A 16,844-nucleotide genomic window follows, 5' to 3' on the forward strand; every position below is an offset into this window, starting at 1 on the left:
CCTTACCCCCTCCGTTCGGTTCGAGCGGAGGGGGGCAGGACGGGGAAGAAGCCTACCCCCGCTCCCTCGCGCGGCCATAGCTGCCCAGCAACCGCACCCATTTGCTGTGGAACCGCAGTTCCTCCAGCGCGCGGTCGACATGCGGCTCGCCCGGCCGGCCCTCGATGTCGCAGAAGAATTCGGTCGCGGCAAAGGTGCCGCCGCGCTGATAGCTTTCCAGCTTGGTCATGTTGACGCCGTTGGTCGCGAACCCGCCCATCGCCTTGTAGAGTGCGGCGGGCACGTTCTTCACCTCGAACACCAGCGTCGTCATGCACGGCCCCTCGGGCAGTTCGGGCGGCGCGGCGCGGGCGAGGACGACGAAGCGCGTCGTATTGTGGTCGGCATCGGCAATGTCGTCGGCCAGCAATTGCAGTCCGTACAGCGCCGCCGCCGCCGGGGGAGCCAATGCGGCGACCGCCGGGTCGCCGATCGCCGCGACCGATGCCGCCGCGCCCGCCGTGTCGGGATGCGCCACCGGCTCGATCCCGCGCGCGCTCAGCCAGTTCCGGCACTGGCCCAGCGCCTGTTCGTGGCTCATCGCCTGGCGGATGCCCTCGACCGGGCCCAGCCCCATCAGCGCGTGGCGGATCGGCAGGAAATGTTCGCCGGTGATGACCAGCCCGGATTCGGGCAGCAGGAAATGCATGTCGGCGACGCGGCCATGCAGCGAATTCTCGATCGGGATGATCGCGCAATCGGCCTGGCTCGACCGCACTGCGTCGATCGCGTCGGCAAAGCCGAAACAGGGCAGCGGCAGCGCGCCCGGAAACGCCTGTGCCAGCGCGACATGCGAATTGGCGCCCGGTGCGCCCTGAAAGGCGACGGTGCGATTCGGTTCGCGCGCGGCGGCTTCGATCATCTGCGCCACCAGCGGGCGCGCGGGTGCGGCGTATTTCTGCATGGGGGGTGGCGATTATCGGGCGCGGGGGCAGGCGGCAACCCTGTCTTGCCAGTATCGGATGCCGTGTCTAAGCATGGCCCCAAACAAAACCATATTTAGGTGAGACGGCTCAGGGCATGGACGACCGGACGAACACCATCGCAGGTTGGGTATTGGCCGGTTGCGCCGCCGCCCTCGGACTTTCCATCGCCAGCGGCATGGTGTTCCATTCGGGACCGCCGGAAAAGCCGGGCTATCCGGTCGAGGGTGCCGCCGAAGCCGGGGGCGGTGCCGCCGCCGCCGTGCCGATCGCGACGCTGCTCGCCACCGCCGACGTGGCCAAGGGCGCGGAAGTATTCAAGAAATGCGCCGCGTGCCACACCGTGAACCAGGGCGGGGCCAACGGCATCGGCCCGAACCTGTGGGGCGTGATCGGCAAGAAGCACGGTCATCTTCCCAACTTCGCCTATTCAACCGCCCTGACCGGCATTGCGGGCAATTGGGACTTCGACGCGATGAACGCGTGGCTGACCTCCCCCCGCAAATATGCGCCGGGTACCAAGATGACCTTTGCCGGCCTTGGCAGCGCCGAGGACCGGGCGAACGTCATCGCCTATCTCAACACGCAGGGGTCGAACCTGCCGCTGCCGGCCGCTCCCGCCGCCGGTGCAGCACCTGCTGCCACCGAGGCGGAGGGTAACGTCGCAGAAGGCGCGCCGGCCAATACCGCCGATGTCGTCAATGCGGCCACCCCGGCATCGGGCGCGCCGTCGGTCGATCCGGCGGCAGCGGAACAGGCGGCCAAGAAGGGCGAGTAACGCGCCCTTCCTGTCGTAAGCCATTCCGGCCATCGCCGCGGCAACGGCCGGTCACGCCAACCCCAATCAGGCGGCGACCGGCGCCACCCCCAGCATCCGCGCCACCGCGTCGAAGTCATGCGCGATTTCGGTCACGCCCAGCGTGCGCAGGCGGTCGTCATGGCCGACCCCGCAATGCGACCCCGCGCACAGCCCGATCACCCGCGCGCCCGATGCGACCGCGCCGGTCACGCCGACCGGGGAGTCCTCGAGGATCGCGCAATCCTCGATGGCGATGCCCAGCTGGCGTGCGCCGTATAGGTACAGGTCGGGTGCGGGCTTGCCGTTCGCGACATGCTCCTTCCCGCTATAGATATGGTCGCCGAACGCGTCGCGCAGGCCCAGGTGGTCCAGATGCGTCGCGATCCAGTGGGTCGTGCTGGACGACACGATCGCGCGCGGCAGGTCGGCCGGCAGCGACCGGACAAAGGCGACGGCACCCGCCACCGCATCGACCCCCTGTTCCAGCACCCGTGCATCCTCGACAGCGCGTGCATCCCAGAAGCCGTCGGGCACCGGGCCGCCGACCCATTTCTCGATCGCCTGGGTGAAATGGCTGCCCGACAGGCCCATGAAATGGGCCATCGAATCGGCGGCGCTGGTCGGGTGACCGGCATTGGTCAGGAACTCGGCGATCTGGCGGTTGCCGGCATATTCGCTTTCCAGCAGCACACCGTCGAAATCGAACAACAGGGCCTTGGGACGGGTCATCATCGTTTCCTTATTGCCCGCGCGCGCCGAACAGCGCGGAGCCGATCCGGACATGGGTCGCGCCCAGCGTCACGGCGGTTTCGAAATCGTCGGACATGCCCATGCTCAAGCCAGTGAGGCCATGGTCGCGCGCGAGCTTGGCGGTAAGCGCGAAATAGGGCGCGGCGTCGAGGCCGGCGGGCGGCACGCACATCAGCCCGGCGATCGGCAGCCCGGCGGCCTTTGCCTCCGCCAGCAGCGCGGGCAGGTCGGCGATGGCGCAGCCGCCCTTTTGCGGTTCGTCGCCGATATCGACCTGGATGAAGCAGGCGGGGCTACGGCCGGTCTTCTCGATCGCCTTGCCCAGTGCTGCGACCAGCGACGGGCGGTCGACCGAGTGGATCGCGTCGAACAGGCGCACCGCATCCTCGGCCTTGTTCGACTGGAGCTGGCCGACCAGATGCAGTTCGATTCCGGGTGTTTTTTCCATCAGCGCGGGCCACTTACCCTGCGCTTCCTGCACGCGGTTCTCGCCGAACACGCGTTGGCCGGCGTCGATGAGCGGCTGGATCGCGGCGGCGTCATGGGTCTTGCTGACCGCGATCAGCGTCGTCGCGCCCCGGTCGCGGCGGGCGATCGATTCGGCATGGGTGATCCGGTCGCGGATGGCGCCAAGCGGGGTGTCGGTTTTGGTCATCGCGCGCGCTATAGAGGCCGCCATGTCCCGCCGCCACCCTTTGCCGCAACGCTGGCTGATGACCGACGAACGGCTGGGTGAGGCGTTGCTGCCGATCATGGCGAAGGTGCCGCGAGGGAGTGGTGTCGTGTTCCGGCACTATGCCACGCCCGAGGGGGAACGGCGGCGGAAGTTTGCGCAGGTGCGGCGGATCGCGCGGGCGCGGCGGCTGGTACTGCTGGTCGCGGGGCCGGCCCTGCCCGGCGACGACGGCGTGCACGGGCGAAAAGCGTTGCGTCGCAAGGGGTTGGTCACGCGGCCGGTCCATTCGATCCCGGAACGCATCGCGGCCGAACGCGCGGGCGTCGACGCCATCTTCGTATCGCCGGTCTTCGCCACCGCCTCGCACCCCGGCGCGCGTGCACTGGGGCGGGTGCGGTTCCAGCGGCTGATCCACGGCGCGCGCGTGCCGGTCATCGCGCTGGGCGGCATGACGGCGGCACGCGCGCGGACGCTGAAGGGGATCGCCGGCTGGGCGGCGATCGATGCGTGGGCGTCAGAACGTCGCGCGTAGTTCGGCGAAGACGGTACGCGGCTCGCCGGGGAAGTGGCCGGACTGTTTGGTGAAGCCCGAGGCGGCGTACACCTTGTCGAAGAGGTTATCGACGCGCAGCATCAGTTCGGCGAAGCCCAGCGATTTGGTGATCGACGCGTCGAAGATCGCATAGGGGCGCACCGCCTGGCCCGACCGGCTGATCCGGCTCGACACCGCTTCGCCGCCGAACGCAAAGGCGGTGCCGATCGCCTTCACCTGATAGCGGCTCCAGAAACCGACCTTGTGCGCCGGCGCGTTGGCAAAGCGGCTGCCGACCGCATCGGTTACCGCCTGTCCCGCCACCGTGTCGGTCACGCGCGTGTCGTTATAGGCGTAGTTGGCGAGCAGCACCCAGTCGGGCGTGACGTCGGTGGTCAGGTCGAATTCAAACCCCTTGCTGGTCACCTCGCCGATCGGGCTCAAGGGATCGACGCCGCCCACCGGGGCGCGGGTCGGGTCGACCTGCAACAAGTTGCTGCGGATGATGCGATACACCGCGGCATTGGCCTGAAGCCGGCCGTCCAGCAGGCGCGATTTGACGCCGGCTTCGACCTGGTTGCCGGTGACCGGCGCGAACGGGCCGCCGGCGTCGCGATTCTGGCTGGCCGGGGCCTGCGGGTCGAAGCCCTGCGACCAGCTGGCATAGAGCGACAGGTCGCGGCGCGGGCGATAGATCAGCCCGCCGCGGAACGTCACGTCGCTGTCGCGATAGCCGGAATCGCCGGTGACCCGCCCCGCCGTCGCGACGCGCACCGCATCCTCGAACCGGTCCCAGCGCATGCCCGCGACCAGCAGCAGCGTGTCGGTCAGGCTGATCTGATCCTGCAAATAGGCACCGAGCCGCCGGGCGCGGGTGTCGGTATCGGTAAAGGGCAACGCGACGGCACGCACCGCATCGCCCGATGCTCGGCCATAGACCGGGTTGGACAGGCTGAGCGACGCGACGCCGCTGCGCAGGATACGCGAGCTAAGGCCGTTATTCTCGCGATACCAGTCGCCGCCCAGCTGGAACCGGTGCGCCATGCCGAACAGGCGGGTCGTCGCGGTAGCATTGGCCATGACCGACAGGCCGTCGACCGGGCGGACCTGATCGCGAAATTCGCGCAGCACCAGATCGGGGTTGGTCGGGCTGATCCCGCGCGGTTCGTGATATTGCTGCCGCTCGGTCGAGCGGAAGCGGCGAACCCCTGCGTCGAAGGTGATCGCATCGCCGATCGTCGTGGCATAGCGCGCCGACCAGGCGGTCGAGGTCAGGCGCAGCCAGTCGGTCTTTTCATTCGCGTTCCAGCGGATCGATGTCAGGAACCGCCCGCTGTCATCGACCAGCACGCCGCGCAGCCGGTTGGCGCGGAGATAATTGTCGTATGCCGTCAGTTGCAGCGTCAGCAGCCCGCCCGGATTGGTGCGGATCGACAGGCCAGCATCGCCGATCAGCGTCTGGTGCAGTGTGTTGTTGCGATAGGGCTGCATCGATTCGAAAAAGCCGCCGATGCGATAGGTGACGACGCCATCGCGATCGATCGGCCCGGTGGCCTCCGACGAGATGCCGGCGCGGTCATAGGTGCCGGCGGTGACGACGGTGCGCAGCGCGCGTTGGTCCGACGGCGTTTTCGACACATAATTGATGATGCCGCCCGGCGCGCCGGGACCGAAGAACAGGCCGGCCGGCCCCTTCAGCACCTCGACCCGGTCGACGTTGAACAGCTGCGGCACGGTGAAGCCGACGAACGGGTTGCCGCGCATCCCGTCATAAAAGGATTCGTCCTGCCGGAACCCGCGAAAGGTGACGCCGGCATAGCTGAAGGCGCTGACGCCCGCGATGTTGCGATACAGGTCGGTCGCATCGCGTGCGCCCTGATCGGTGAACAGGTCGCGGTTGATGACCTGCAACGCCTGCGGCACGTCCAACGGGTCCTGCGCCGATTTGCCGACGGTGGTGACGAGCGTGCGATAGAGCTGCTGTGCGCGTCCCTCGACCACGATGTCCGCGTCGTCGCCGGGCATATCCGCCGATTGCGCCATCGCCGGCAGCGGCATCGCGACCAACACCGAAATCCACCAAACCCGCACGCCATACCCCTTTTGCATATGATAGTAGCTCGCATTAGCGAGCGGGATAGTGTGTTGCAATCGTTGCGACAGCGATATGGCCGGGGAACGCCGCGCGGTTCCGTCCGTTCACGATCCAAAGGGGAAAAATATGGGCGACAGCGACGCAGGGCGATCGACCCCCGGCTATGGCCGGGTTGCTGCGATGACGGTGATGGTGCTGGCGATCGCGGGGACCGCGTTCCTGCTGGTCAGCATGATGCGGCTGGTCCTGCTGGTCTTTGCCGCCACGACCATCGCGGTACTGTTCAGCGCGGTGGCGAACCGTATCCAGCGCTGGACCCGGCTGCCACGCGGCCTGGCGCTGGCGCTGTCGGTGATCCTGTTGCTGGGGATCGTCATCGGCATCTTTTTCGGATTCGGCGCGCAGCTGGTGAACCAGTTCGACCTGATCCGGCAGCAGATTCCCTCCGCATTGCAGGCGATCCAGCAGCAGCTCGACGGATGGGGGCTGGGCGAGCCGGCGCGCGAATTGCTGTCGCAGGGCAGCAGCGACCTGTCGACGATCATGTCGCGCGCGGGCAGCTATGTCCTGTCGATCGGGTCGGGCCTGTCGGATGCGGTGCTGGTGCTGGTCGGTGCGATCTTCCTTGCGGCCGATCCCGAACTCTATCGCCGCGGCCTGGTGAAGCTGGTGCCGCCATCGGCCGAGCCGGTCGCGCGGCAGGCGGTGGACGATGCCGCCGGCGGCCTGCGCGGCTGGATGAAAGGGGAGGCGATCGCGATCGTCGTCGTCGCGGTGCTGACCGCCACCGGGCTGTGGCTGTTGGGCGTGCCCGCCGCGATCGGTCTTGGCCTGATCGCCGGTTTGATGGACGTCGTGCCCTATGTCGGGCCGATCATCGCCGGGCTGCCCGCCGTCATGCTGGCCTTTACCCAGTCGCCCTCGACCGCGCTGTGGACGATCGTGCTGTTCCTGATCGTGCAGCAGATCCAGGGCAATATCCTGATGCCGATCGTGCAGAAGCACGCGGTCGACGTGCCGCCGGCCGTGCTGTTGTTTTCGGTCATCGGCATGGGGCTGCTGTTCGGGTTCATCGGCGTGCTGCTCGCCGCGCCGCTGACCATCGTCGTGTTCGTGCTGGTGCAGCGGATTTATGTCCAGCACCTGCTGGGGCGGGATATCACTGTGGCGACGGACAAGGTGCAGGAGGAGGGGTGAGCGCCTTCCTCTGAATCCGCCGTCACCCCGGACTTGATCCGGGGTCCCGCTTTTCGCGGACAATGGCAGAAGAAGCGCGACCCCGGATCAAGTCCGGGGTGACGGGGTGTCAGGTGGCGCGCGTCCATAGCGACGGGTCGCGTGGGGTGTCCGGGGCGGGACGCCACCGCGCGGCGACGAACGCGCGGGCGATGGCGGTGATCTTTTCCGCCTTCGATGTCGTCTGCCGCTTGTCCCACGCGGCGGGGCCGGCGGCGGCGACCTTGCGCGCGATGCCGCCATAGATGTCGGCGGCGGCCAGCACCGCCCACGCCGATCGCCACGGCAGCCGTGCCGCGCCGACCCGCGCGCTGTCTTCGTGGGAAGCTGCGCGCGCCGCCATCCGCCGGGCGAGCACGGCCACCCGGTCGGGCGTCGCCATCGGATCGGCGGGATCGATCCCCTGTTCGTCCAGCCAGTCGCGCGGCAGGTAGCAGCGCCCGGCATCGGCATCTTCGCGCACGTCGCGGGCGATATTGGCAAGCTGGAATGCCAGGCCCAGGTCGCAGGCGCGGTCGAGCGTGTCCTTGTCCGTTGCGGGCACCCCCATCACCACCGCCATCAGCCCGCCGACAGCCCCGGCGACGTGATAGCAATATTGGTAGAGATCGCTTTCCGTGACCGGTTGCCAGCCATCGGCGTCGAGCTGGAACCCGTCGATCACGTCGTACACCAAGCGGTGCGGCAGCCCGACCTCGGCAGCGACCACGCCCAGCGCGTCGAACGCCGGATCGCCGGTCGGTTCGCCCGCCAATGCCCGTGCGGTGCGCGTGCGGATCAGCGCGAGGCGGTCCTGCGCATCGTCGACCCGCTGCATCCCATGGCCCAGATCCTGCCCGTCGGCCAGGTCGTCGCACGCGCGGCACCACGCATAGAGCAGCCACGCCCGCTCGCGCGTTACCGGGTCGAACAGCTTGCTCGCCGCCGCGAAACTCTTCGATCCGCGCGCGATCGTGTCGCGGGCGTGCGCGACCAGCGCGGGCCGGTCGAGGATCAAAGGTCGGTGGCAGCCATGTGGATGATCGCCTGCACCGGGGTGTGCGCGGCCATCTTGTCGAGCAGCACGTCGAGCGTGTCGGCGACCAGCAGGATATCGCGGTGCATCGGGCGCATGAACCCGACCTCGGCCATCTTGTCGACAAACGCGATCAGATGGTCGTAATAGCCCGCGGTGTTGAGCAGCCCGACCGGCTTGGTGTGATACCCAAGCTGCGCCCAGCTCATCGCCTCCCACAATTCATCCATCGTGCCGGTGCCGCCGGGGATGGTGACGAAGCCGTCGGACAGGTCGGTGAACGCCTGTTTGCGCTGGTGCATCGTGTCGACGACATGGAGTTCGGTGAGGCCGCGGTGCGCCGCCTCTGCCTTCACCAGCGCGGTCGGGATCACGCCGATGACCTCGCCCCCCGCCTCGATCGCGCCATCGGCGACCGCGCCCATCAGGCCGAGCTTGCCGCCGCCATAGACGACGCCGATGCCGCGTTCGGCAAGGGCACGGCCGACGGCGCGGGCGGAGTCGATATAGATGGGGTCGGCGGGGGTCGCGGACCCGCAATAGATGGCTAGGCGCTTCATGGCCGCGGGGTTAGGCGATTGGGGGAGGGGGGGCAAGCGCTCCCCTTATCGCGCCCTATCCGTTTGCTTCGAGCGGAGGTTCGAGCTTGTCGAGAACCGTAGTCGAGAAGGGGGTGCCCCAAACGGCCAAGTTCTCGACGGACGCTTCTCGACAGGCTCGAAGCTGCTCGAACCGAACGTTTGGGGCCGGGGTCGGGGAAGGAGGGTAGGACCTCAGTCCTCCCCGCCGAGCATCAACCCCGCCGTCGCCTTGGCACTGCCCACGACCCCTGGAATCCCTGCGCCCGGATGCGTGCCCGCGCCGACCACGTACAAATTCGGGATATCGTCATCGCGGTTGTGCGCGCGGAAGTACGCGCTCTGGGTCAGGATCGGCTCCAGCGAGAAGGCCGATCCATGATAGGCATTCAGGTCGTGGGTGAAGTTGCTCGGCATATAGCTGAACTTCGTCACGATCCGCTCGTGGATGTCGGGGATCAGGCGACGGCCCACTTCGTCGAGGATGCGCTTTTCGAGGATCGGGCCGATCTGGTCCCAGTCGACCGGGAACTTGCCGGTGTGCGGCACCGGGCACAGCGCATAGAAGGTCGAATGCCCCTCCGGCGCCATCGACGGATCGGTGACGGTCGGATGGTGGAGATAGAGCGAGAAATCCTCGCTCAGCACGCCATGGTCGTAGATGTCGGCGAGCAGCCCCTTATAGCGCGGGCCGAACAGGATCATGTGGTGCGGGATGCCCGGCCACGTCCCCTTGATGCCGAAATGGACGACGAACAGCGAGGGCGAGAAGCGCTTCTTCTCCAGCTTCTGCGCCCGGCGCTGCCCGCTGCGCGATCCCGATAGCAGGTCGCGGTAGCTGTGGACGATGTCGGCGTTGGTCGCGACCATGTCCGCGCCGATCACCACGCCGCCCTTGGTCGTCACGCCCGTAGCGCGGTCGCCAAGCGTGTCGATGCTCTTGACCGCATCGCCGAGCATCAGCGTGCCGCCGAGCTTTTCGAACAGGCGCACCATGCCGGCGACCAGCTTGTTGGTGCCGCCTTGCGCGAACCACACGCCACCGTCGCGCTCCAGCTTGTGGATCAGCGCATAGATGCTGCTGGTCTTCATCGGATCGCCGCCGACCAGCAGGGTGTGGAACGACAGCGCCTGGCGCAGCTTGTCGTTCTTCACGAACGACGACACGATCGAATAGACCGATCGCCACGCCTGGTATTTGGCCAGCGCCGGTGCCGCCTTGATCATCGAGGCGAAGTCGAGGAACGGGACGTGCCCCAGCTTTACATAGCCTTCCTCATACACGCCCGCCGAATATTCGAGGAAGCGGGCATAGCCGGCAAGGTCGCCCGGATCGAGCTTGGCGATTTCCGAGCGCAGCAGCGTGTCGTCGTTGGTGTAGTCGAAATTGGTGCCGTCGGGCCAGTTCAGCCGGTAGAAGGGCGACACCGGTTCCAGCGTCACGTCCTCGCGCATGTCGCGACCGGTCAGGGCCCACAATTCCTGCAGCGCTTCGGGGGCGGTGATGACGGTCGGGCCGGCGTCGAAGACGAAGCCGTCGCGCTCCCAATAATAGGCGCGGCCGCCGGGCTTGTCGCGCCCCTCGACCAGCGTGGTCTGTACGCCTGCCGACTGCAGCCGGATGGCAAGCGCGAGGCCACCAAAGCCTGCGCCGATAACGACTGCCGTCTTCACCCCTGTCTCCCCATCAAAGCCTGTACCGCGCGCCCGATCGGCACCGGCGGCTTGCCGATCAACACCCGCGCCTGGTCGAACAAGCTCGACTGGGCTGCATAGAAGCGTCCGATCAGCCCCGCGTCCAGCTGGTAGAAGCGTTCGAGCACGCGGTAGCGTTCCGCCGGTTCCGCCGCACGGAACAACATTGTCGCGAGCATCCGGTAGAAGCCGCGCTTTTTCCACAGCGTGGCTGCGAAATCATGGGTCAGCGTGTGCAGCGCGCCGCCCGACCAGTCCGAACTGTCGGCGACCATCTGCGCCAGGCGCACCGCATCGGGCAGCGAATAGCCGGTTAGCGGATGGAACAGCCCGGCGCGCATCCCGCCCTTTGCGACGCGGTTGCCGCCCGAGCGCCAATATTCCTCGAAATCGCCACCCATCGCGACCGGCAGCACGCCCGTCTCGCTGCGCCCGACGGTCGCCGCGTCCCAACCCTTGGCCGACGCATAGGCGGCGATGCGCGCGGCCAAGGCCTGCGTGTCGAGGTCGGGCGTGTCGCTGTAATAGGTATCCTCGACGAACAGCGTCGAGGCGTCGAACGGCAACGTGTAGAGAAAGCGGTAGCCGTCGATCTGTTCGACCGATCCGTCCATCACGATCGGGCGCTCGACGCCGTGGGGATAGGCGGTGTTGAGCTCCATCCCCATGAATTTCTGCCAGCCGAGATCGAGCAGCGACAGGTCGCCGGGGCCGCGACAGTCGATCACCCCCTGCGCCTCCACCCGGTCGCCATCGGCAAGCACGACGGCGGTCGGGCTGGCACCCAGCACCCGCACCGACGTCATCAGCGCCTCTGCGGGTAACGTGTCGCGCAGTACCGTGTCGAGCCGTTCGGACGTGATCGAATAATAGGTGGTGTCGAGCGTGCGGGCATGCGCCGGAAAGGCGATGTCGTAGCCGCGCCAGCCATGGGCGACGAGCGGTGCGACCAGCGCGCGCTGGTCGGTCGCGACGTCGCTGCCGAAGAACGACCAGACATGGTTGCCGCCGAAGTGCGCCGCCCCTTCGATCAGGCGGATTCGCGCGTCGGGCCGCCGCTTCGCCGCCGCCAGCGCGACCAGCGCGCCGGACAATCCCCCGCCGACGATGGCGAGGTCGCATTGATGAATGGTTGGCATCGCCCTGCCCTAGGGGAGCGAAGTCCCGGTAGCAACGTCACAAATCCGCCTTGCCCGATGGGGCGGGGAGGGTTGGAGCGTATCCATGTGAAGAAGCTTTGGCGTGGCAGCCGCTGGCGGCTGCCAGATTTCGTGTTCGTCACCCCGGGCTTGACCCGGGGTCCCGCTTTTTCTTCTTCAACCCGCCAAGTGAGAAGCGGGACCCCGGATCAAGTCCGGGGTGACGATGGACATTGTAACGTAGGTCGCTCCCATCAACGGGGCGGCTCCTGACCAGCGGAACGGAGCTTGGGGTGTCCTCCCCGGCCACAATCCGCTACAGGGCGGGCATGTCGATCCCGCTGGCTATCCTGTTGTCCGCCGTGGCGATGACGCTGATCGTGGGCGTGCGCTATCTGCTCGCCTCCGCCGGCTTCGCCTTTGCGACGCGCGTGCGGCATCCCGGGCTCTATCGCGGGCTCGATCCGCAGATCGCCAAGGAAATCCGCTGGTCGCTGCTGTCCGCTGCCATCTATGGCATCCCCGCCGGCATCGTTGCCTGGGGCTGGCAGCATCGCGGCTGGACGCAGATTTACGCGGATGTCCACGCCCGGCCTCTATGGTATCTGCCGCTGTCGGTGCTGCTGTATCTCTTTGCGCACGACGCCTGGTTCTATTGGACGCACCGCTGGATGCATCGGCCGAAATGGTTTCGCATCGCCCATGCCGTCCACCATGCCAGCCGTCCGCCGACCGCGTGGGCGGCGATGGCGTTCCACCCGATCGAGGCGCTGACCGGTGCTGTGGTAATTCCGCTACTGGTATTCGTCATTCCAATTCACATCGGCGCACTGGCATTGGTGCTGACGATCATGACGGTTATGGGCGTCACGAACCATATGGGCTGGGAAATGTTCCCGAGATTTATGTGGGCGGGGCGGTTGGGCGGCTGGTTGATTACCGCCAGCCATCATCAGAGGCATCATGAACGCTATGGCTGCAATTTCGGACTCTATTTCCGCTTCTGGGACCGGCTGTGCGGCACCGACGGCGGCCTTGGCGACTTCGAGAAAGAGCGCGCGCGTGCGGCGCGCCGCACTGGCGGTGCTGGCGCTGGCGACGCTGCCGGGCGCCATGCCGACCGGCACGCTTGACGTCCGGATCAGCGAACTGCGTTCGACCAAGGGCGTGATCCGCCTCTGCCTGACCGCCGATCCCAAGAATTTCCCCGGCTGCACCAACGATCGCAACGCCGTCACCCGCACCTTTCCGGCGCAGGCCGGTGGGGTGCGCATCGCCGGCCTTGGCCGCGGCGATTATGCCGTGTCGGTGATCCATGACGAGAATAACAACGCGAAGCTCGACACGTTCGCCGGTATCCCCCGCGAAGGCTTCGGTTTTTCGCGCAACCCGGTGATCCGCTTCGGCCCGCCGAAGTTCAGCGCGGCGGAATTCCCGCTGGCGGGTGATGTAACCATGCAACAGGTACGAATTCGCTATTTGCTCTAGTATAAACTGCGGACCAAAGTGGGCGGGATAGCGTTACGCGGCTGTAATATTTTCTCGGAGCCACGCCCTTGCGCGCCATTCTCGCCGCCGTCCTGACCGCTGCCGCCTTTGCCACGCCTGCCCTTGCGCAGGACGTGGCCGGGCCGACGGTGCCCGCATCCGCCGTTCCCAATGACGATACCGGCGGCGATTTCTACGTCCTCGGCCTGGGTGCCGCGGTGCTGCCCGATTATGAAGGGTCGAACGACTACAGCTTCTCGCCGGTCCCGGCCGCGACCGGCCGCGTGTCGGGCTTCAACTTCCTGGTGGCGGGCAACCGCGCCAGCGTCGACCTGATCCGCGATGGCGTGGGGCCGACCTGGGATTTCCAGGCGGGGCCGATTGCGGTCGTGAACCTCAACCGCAATACGACGAAGGGCATCGACGATGCCCAGGTTCGCGCACTGGGCAAGGTTGGCACCGCGATCGAGCTGGGCGGCTATGTCGGCATCGGCAAGACCGGGGTCATCACCTCGCAGTTCGACCGGCTGTCCGCCTCGCTCAGCTATCGCAAGGACGTGGCCGGCGGCCATGGCTCGACCGTCCTCGCCCCCACCATCACCTATGTCACGCCGCTCAGCCTGAAGGCGATCGCGGGCGTGTTCGTGTCGGGCGAGCGGGTCGGCGAAGGCTATGCCGACAATTATTTCTCGATCACGCAGGCGCAGTCACTGGCCAGCGGCCTGCCGATCTACAACGCGCGTGGCGGGTGGAAGAACTGGACCGTCGGCGCGATCGGTGGCCATTCGATCAGCGGCGACCTGCGCTCGGGCTGGCAGCTGTTCGGCACCGTCGTCTATCGCAAGCTGCTGAACGATTTCGCCGACAGCCCGATCGTCGCGCGCAACGGATCGAGCAACCAGTGGCTGGGCGCAGTCGGGGTCGCCTACAGCTTCTAAGGTCGACCGCTTGTCGGTGACCTGATTGTTGTCGTCACCCCGGCTCAAGGGCGGGGTGACGGTGTTCTATGCGCGGGGCCGTGCGTCAGCGCGCCAGCCGCCCGTCGGTGATCGCGCTTTCTTCGAACGCGAACAGGACCTTTGGGTCGGGCAGGTCCTGTTCGTGCGCGACCGCATCGGGTGCGATCCGCGTTACGACATGGGCGAGCGCGGCGATCCGGGCCGCCTTCTTGCTGTCGGCGCGGATGCAGTGCCATGGCGACAATGCGGTATGGGTGCGGGACAGCATCCGGTCGCGCGCCGCCGAATAATCGTCCCAGCGGTCCTGCGCCACGGCGTCGAGGTCCGACACCTTCAGCTGCTTGAGCGGATCGGTCCGCCGCGCGTCCAGCCGCTCTTTCTGCTCCTCGCGCGAAATGTCGAGCCACAGCTTGACCAGGCGGATGCCGCTTTCGATCAGCATCCGTTCGAAATCGGGTGCGTCGCGCAGGAACGATTCCTGCTCGTTCGCGGTCGAAAATCCCATGACCGTCTCAACGCCGGCGCGGTTGTACCACGACCGGTTGAGGATCACGAGTTCGCCCGCCGACGGCAGGTGCGCGACATAGCGCTGGAAATACCATTGCGAGCGTTCGCGATCGGATGGTTTGGGCAGCGCCACGACGCGGGTCGACCGGGTGGAGAGATGTGCGACCATCCGCTTGATCGTGCCATCCTTGCCCGCGCCATCGCGCCCTTCGAGCAGGATCACCACCCGCTCGCCACTTTCCGCTGCGGCAACCTGGGTCTGGACCAGCGCCAGCTGCAACGCCTGCAGCCGCGATTGATAGGTGTCTTTCTTCATCGCTGAAGCATGGCACGCACGCCACCCGCCGGGAAGCGGTTTGAAGGGCGGATCGTGGTGCTGGTCCCGGCGACGAAGCGCGCCGGGAAAATGGTGCCCAGAAGAGGACTCGAACCTCCACGACCTTGCGATCGCCAGCACCTGAAGCTGGTGCGTCTACCAATTCCGCCATCTGGGCACGGGGTAGGAGGGCGCCTCTACGGGGCGTCGCCTGGGGTGTCAACAACTTGTTTCTAGATTTTTACGTTGTCCTTGCCGTTTTGCTGCAGGAGCGGCATGGGGCCTGAGGATAGAGACAGGCAAAGGCGGACTCGATGAAGAACCAGTTGGTGACGCTGTTCGGCGGCGGCGGCTTTGTCGGCCGCTATGTCGTGCAGGAATTGTTGAAGGCGGGCGCGCGCGTCCGTATTGCGCAGCGCGATCCGCGCCAGGCGCTGCATCTGCGGACGCAAGGGGGGCTGGGGCAGACGCAGTTCGTCGCCGCCGACCTGTCGCGCCCGGAAACGGTCGCACGTGCGGTCGCCGGGTCGGATGCGGTGGTGAACCTGGTCGGTATCCTCGAAGGGGATTTCGACAAGGTGCACGTTGCGGGTGCCCGCACCGTCGCCGAGGCTGCCGCCGCAGCGGGCGCAAAGGCATTCGTGCAGATTTCGGCGATCGGTGCCGATGCCGCGTCGCCCTCCGCCTATGGCCGGTCGAAGGCCGCGGGCGAGCAGGCGGTGCTGGCGGCGTTTCCGAGCGCGACCATCCTGCGCCCGTCGATCGTGTTCGGGCGCGAGGACGGCTTCGTCAATCGCTTCGCCGGCATGATCTCCGGCGCGCCGGCGCTGATCGGGCGTCCGTTGGTGCCGGTGATGGCGGCGGCGACGAAGTTCCAGCCGGTCTATGTCGTCGATCTGGCGCAGGTCGTCGTCAAGGCGCTGGCCGAGCCGGAGCGTTTCGGCGGGCAGACCTTTGCGATCGGCGGTCCCGACGTGATCTCGATGGGCGAGCTCAACCGCTGGATCGCCGGGGCGATCGGCCGGGACGTGCGCTTTCTCGAAATTCCCAATGACCTGGGCGGGGCGATCGCGGCGATGCCGTTCACCCCGATCAGCAAGGACCAGTGGGCGATGCTGTCGCGCGACAATGTGGTCGGCGGCGACCTGCCCGGCATCGAGGCGTTCGGCGTGCGGCCGGTGCCGCTGGCGACGGTCGCCCCCGACTGGCTGGTCGTGTATCGCAAGAACGGGCGCTTCGGGCGTCGCACCGTGTTGAAGGGCGCCTGATGGATTGGATTACCTATGTCATCCTCGGTATTATCGAGGGGCTGACCGAATTCCTGCCGGTGTCGTCCACCGGCCACCTGATCCTGGCCGGCGAGATGTTCGGCTATACCGACGACAGTTCGGTCGTGTTCAAGATCGCGATCCAGCTGGGCGCGATCCTGGCGGTGCTGGTCGCCTATCGCGAGCGGTTCACCGGCGTCGCGCTGGGCCTGACCCGCGGTGACCGGCAGGCGATCGCGTTTACCCGCAACATCCTGATCGGGTTCCTGCCCGCGCTGGTGGCGGGCGCGCTGTTCTACGACGGCATTCGCGCGGTGATGCAGCGGCCGGCGATCGTCGCCACCGCGCTGGTGGTCGGTGGCATCCTGATCCTGCTGATCGAACGGATGGTGAAGCAGGCGCGCATCCGCTCGGTCGAGGAGATGAGCGTCGGCAAGGCCGCGTCGGTCGGCGCGATGCAGTGCCTGGCGATGCTGCCGGGCGTTAGCCGGTCGGGCGCGACCATCATGGGCGCGTTGCTGATGGGGGTCGAGCGGCGGACGGCGGCGGAGTTCAGCTTCTTCCTCGCGGTGCCGACGATGATCGCGGCGACAGTCTATTCGCTGTATAAGGATCGGGCGCTGCTGACGCTGGACGACCTGCACGGGATCGCGATCGGCTTCGTCGCGGCATTCGTCGTCGCGCTGCTGGTGGTCAAGGCGTTCGTGAAGGTCGTCAGCCGCTTCGGCTTCGCGCCGTTCGCATGGTATCGCATCGTCGTGGGTTCGGCGGCGCTGGTGTGGCTGGCGCTGCGATAGGGCCGATATGGCCATAAACTGGTGCTGGCGTA

17 protein-coding genes and 1 tRNA gene are annotated in these 16,844 nt (G+C 67.0%); 8 read left to right on the top strand and 10 right to left on the bottom strand.

Annotated elements, in window-relative coordinates; translation table 11 throughout:
* Positions 1 to 52: 52 nt before the first annotated feature.
* A complete protein-coding gene (locus ASE58_RS13455; protein WP_055822175.1) occupies positions 53 to 943 on the bottom strand; it encodes a prephenate dehydratase in 891 nt (296 codons plus the stop codon).
* A 116-nt stretch (positions 944 to 1,059) separates the two neighbouring features.
* Here ASE58_RS13455 and ASE58_RS13460 point away from each other — a divergent pair, with 116 nt between their 5' ends.
* Entirely contained in the window at positions 1,060 to 1,740 is a 681-nt protein-coding gene (locus ASE58_RS13460) for a c-type cytochrome (protein WP_055822178.1), read from the top strand.
* Between the two features lie 66 nt (positions 1,741 to 1,806).
* Here the strand turns inward: ASE58_RS13460 and ASE58_RS13465 are convergent, their stop codons facing one another.
* Both ASE58_RS13465 and ASE58_RS13470 read right to left on the bottom strand, forming a co-directional pair.
* Entirely contained in the window at positions 1,807 to 2,490 is a 684-nt protein-coding gene (locus ASE58_RS13465; protein ID WP_055822459.1) for an HAD family hydrolase, read from the bottom strand.
* Positions 2,491 to 2,500: 10 nt separating this feature from the next.
* Positions 2,501 to 3,166, bottom strand: a complete 666-nt coding sequence (locus ASE58_RS13470) for a YggS family pyridoxal phosphate-dependent enzyme (RefSeq protein WP_055822181.1) — start codon at positions 3,164 to 3,166, stop codon at positions 2,501 to 2,503.
* A gap of 22 nt (positions 3,167 to 3,188) precedes the next feature.
* Here ASE58_RS13470 and ASE58_RS13475 point away from each other — a divergent pair, with 22 nt between their 5' ends.
* The gene (locus ASE58_RS13475) at positions 3,189 to 3,719 is read left to right on the top strand and encodes a thiamine phosphate synthase (RefSeq protein ID WP_055822184.1); all 531 of its coding nucleotides are present in this window, start codon (positions 3,189 to 3,191) and stop codon (positions 3,717 to 3,719) included.
* On the opposite strand, the gene ASE58_RS13480 is transcribed toward ASE58_RS13475, so the two are convergent.
* Positions 3,702 to 5,810, bottom strand: coding sequence for a TonB-dependent siderophore receptor (locus ASE58_RS13480; protein WP_235513620.1), 2,109 nt, complete (start codon positions 5,808 to 5,810; stop codon positions 3,702 to 3,704). The two genes, ASE58_RS13475 and ASE58_RS13480, sit on opposite strands and share 18 nt — an antisense overlap.
* Before the next feature lie 130 nt (positions 5,811 to 5,940).
* Between ASE58_RS13480 and ASE58_RS13485 the strand changes: the two genes are divergently transcribed.
* Complete coding sequence (locus tag ASE58_RS13485; RefSeq protein WP_055757082.1) at positions 5,941 to 7,011, top strand: AI-2E family transporter; 1,071 nt, start codon at positions 5,941 to 5,943, stop codon at positions 7,009 to 7,011.
* A gap of 109 nt (positions 7,012 to 7,120) precedes the next feature.
* On the opposite strand, the gene ASE58_RS13490 is transcribed toward ASE58_RS13485, so the two are convergent.
* The 4 genes from ASE58_RS13490 to crtY all read right to left on the bottom strand — a co-directional run bounded on the left by ASE58_RS13490 (position 7,121) and on the right by crtY (position 11,477).
* Positions 7,121 to 8,047 carry a phytoene/squalene synthase family protein gene (locus ASE58_RS13490; RefSeq protein WP_055822189.1) on the bottom strand — a complete coding sequence of 309 codons (927 nt, stop codon included), beginning with the start codon at positions 8,045 to 8,047 and terminating at the stop codon, positions 7,121 to 7,123.
* Complete coding sequence (locus tag ASE58_RS13495) at positions 8,044 to 8,625, bottom strand: TIGR00730 family Rossman fold protein (RefSeq protein ID WP_055757079.1); 582 nt, start codon at positions 8,623 to 8,625, stop codon at positions 8,044 to 8,046. The genes ASE58_RS13490 and ASE58_RS13495 overlap by 4 nt, the downstream gene beginning before the upstream one ends.
* Before the next feature lie 213 nt (positions 8,626 to 8,838).
* A complete protein-coding gene (locus ASE58_RS13500) occupies positions 8,839 to 10,317 on the bottom strand; it encodes a phytoene desaturase (protein WP_055822192.1) in 1,479 nt (492 codons plus the stop codon).
* Positions 10,314 to 11,477 carry a lycopene beta-cyclase CrtY gene (gene crtY / locus ASE58_RS13505; RefSeq protein ID WP_055822195.1) on the bottom strand — a complete coding sequence of 388 codons (1,164 nt, stop codon included), beginning with the start codon at positions 11,475 to 11,477 and terminating at the stop codon, positions 10,314 to 10,316. The genes ASE58_RS13500 and crtY overlap by 4 nt, the downstream gene beginning before the upstream one ends.
* A gap of 329 nt (positions 11,478 to 11,806) precedes the next feature.
* On the opposite strand from crtY, the gene ASE58_RS13510 reads away from it, so the two are divergent.
* From ASE58_RS13510 to ASE58_RS13520, 3 genes are all read left to right on the top strand, one after another.
* On the top strand, positions 11,807 to 12,610 hold the full coding sequence (locus ASE58_RS13510) for a sterol desaturase family protein (RefSeq protein ID WP_055822197.1): 804 nt from the start codon (positions 11,807 to 11,809) through the stop codon (positions 12,608 to 12,610).
* Entirely contained in the window at positions 12,540 to 12,965 is a 426-nt protein-coding gene (locus ASE58_RS13515) for a DUF2141 domain-containing protein (protein ID WP_235513621.1), read from the top strand. Before ASE58_RS13510 ends, ASE58_RS13515 begins: the two co-directional genes overlap by 71 nt.
* 68 nt (positions 12,966 to 13,033) lie before the next feature.
* Positions 13,034 to 13,903: a MipA/OmpV family protein gene (locus ASE58_RS13520; RefSeq protein WP_055822200.1), complete on the top strand. Its 870-nt coding sequence runs from the start codon at positions 13,034 to 13,036 to the stop codon at positions 13,901 to 13,903.
* A gap of 85 nt (positions 13,904 to 13,988) precedes the next feature.
* Here ASE58_RS13520 and ppk2 read toward each other — a convergent pair whose 3' ends face one another.
* Positions 13,989 to 14,747 (bottom strand): polyphosphate kinase 2, encoded by a 759-nt coding sequence (ppk2, locus tag ASE58_RS13525; protein ID WP_055822203.1) that lies wholly within the window; start codon positions 14,745 to 14,747, stop codon positions 13,989 to 13,991.
* 91 nt (positions 14,748 to 14,838) lie between these two features.
* Positions 14,839 to 14,925: transfer RNA gene (locus ASE58_RS13530), tRNA-Leu, on the bottom strand.
* A 136-nt stretch (positions 14,926 to 15,061) separates the two neighbouring features.
* Between ASE58_RS13530 and ASE58_RS13535 the strand changes: the two genes are divergently transcribed.
* Both ASE58_RS13535 and ASE58_RS13540 read left to right on the top strand, forming a co-directional pair.
* Positions 15,062 to 16,015 carry a complex I NDUFA9 subunit family protein gene (locus tag ASE58_RS13535; protein WP_055822206.1) on the top strand — a complete coding sequence of 318 codons (954 nt, stop codon included), beginning with the start codon at positions 15,062 to 15,064 and terminating at the stop codon, positions 16,013 to 16,015.
* Positions 16,015 to 16,812, top strand: a complete 798-nt coding sequence (locus ASE58_RS13540) for an undecaprenyl-diphosphate phosphatase (RefSeq protein ID WP_055822210.1) — start codon at positions 16,015 to 16,017, stop codon at positions 16,810 to 16,812. The genes ASE58_RS13535 and ASE58_RS13540 overlap by 1 nt, the downstream gene beginning before the upstream one ends.
* The last annotated feature ends 32 nt before the right edge of the window (positions 16,813 to 16,844 follow it).

Source organism: Sphingomonas sp. Leaf9, from assembly GCF_001421355.1.
In the GTDB taxonomy this organism is placed as follows: domain Bacteria; phylum Pseudomonadota; class Alphaproteobacteria; order Sphingomonadales; family Sphingomonadaceae; genus Sphingomonas.

Bases quoted from the DNA above. Each gene is read 5' to 3' on its own strand.
- crtY (WP_055822195.1), bottom strand. From the start codon at position 11,477: ATGCCAACCATTCATCAATGCGACCTCGCCATCGTCGGCGGGGGATTG.
- ASE58_RS13460 (WP_055822178.1), top strand. From the start codon at position 1,060: ATGGACGACCGGACGAACACCATCGCAGGTTGGGTATTGGCCGGTTGC.
- ASE58_RS13475 (WP_055822184.1), top strand. From the start codon at position 3,189: ATGTCCCGCCGCCACCCTTTGCCGCAACGCTGGCTGATGACCGACGAA.
- ASE58_RS13540 (WP_055822210.1), top strand. From the start codon at position 16,015: ATGGATTGGATTACCTATGTCATCCTCGGTATTATCGAGGGGCTGACC.
- ASE58_RS13455 (WP_055822175.1), bottom strand. From the start codon at position 943: ATGCAGAAATACGCCGCACCCGCGCGCCCGCTGGTGGCGCAGATGATC.
- ASE58_RS13465 (WP_055822459.1), bottom strand. From the start codon at position 2,490: ATGACCCGTCCCAAGGCCCTGTTGTTCGATTTCGACGGTGTGCTGCTG.
- ppk2 (WP_055822203.1), bottom strand. From the start codon at position 14,747: ATGAAGAAAGACACCTATCAATCGCGGCTGCAGGCGTTGCAGCTGGCG.
- ASE58_RS13535 (WP_055822206.1), top strand. From the start codon at position 15,062: ATGAAGAACCAGTTGGTGACGCTGTTCGGCGGCGGCGGCTTTGTCGGC.
- ASE58_RS13510 (WP_055822197.1), top strand. From the start codon at position 11,807: ATGTCGATCCCGCTGGCTATCCTGTTGTCCGCCGTGGCGATGACGCTG.
- ASE58_RS13470 (WP_055822181.1), bottom strand. From the start codon at position 3,166: ATGACCAAAACCGACACCCCGCTTGGCGCCATCCGCGACCGGATCACC.
- ASE58_RS13495 (WP_055757079.1), bottom strand. From the start codon at position 8,625: ATGAAGCGCCTAGCCATCTATTGCGGGTCCGCGACCCCCGCCGACCCC.
- ASE58_RS13485 (WP_055757082.1), top strand. From the start codon at position 5,941: ATGGGCGACAGCGACGCAGGGCGATCGACCCCCGGCTATGGCCGGGTT.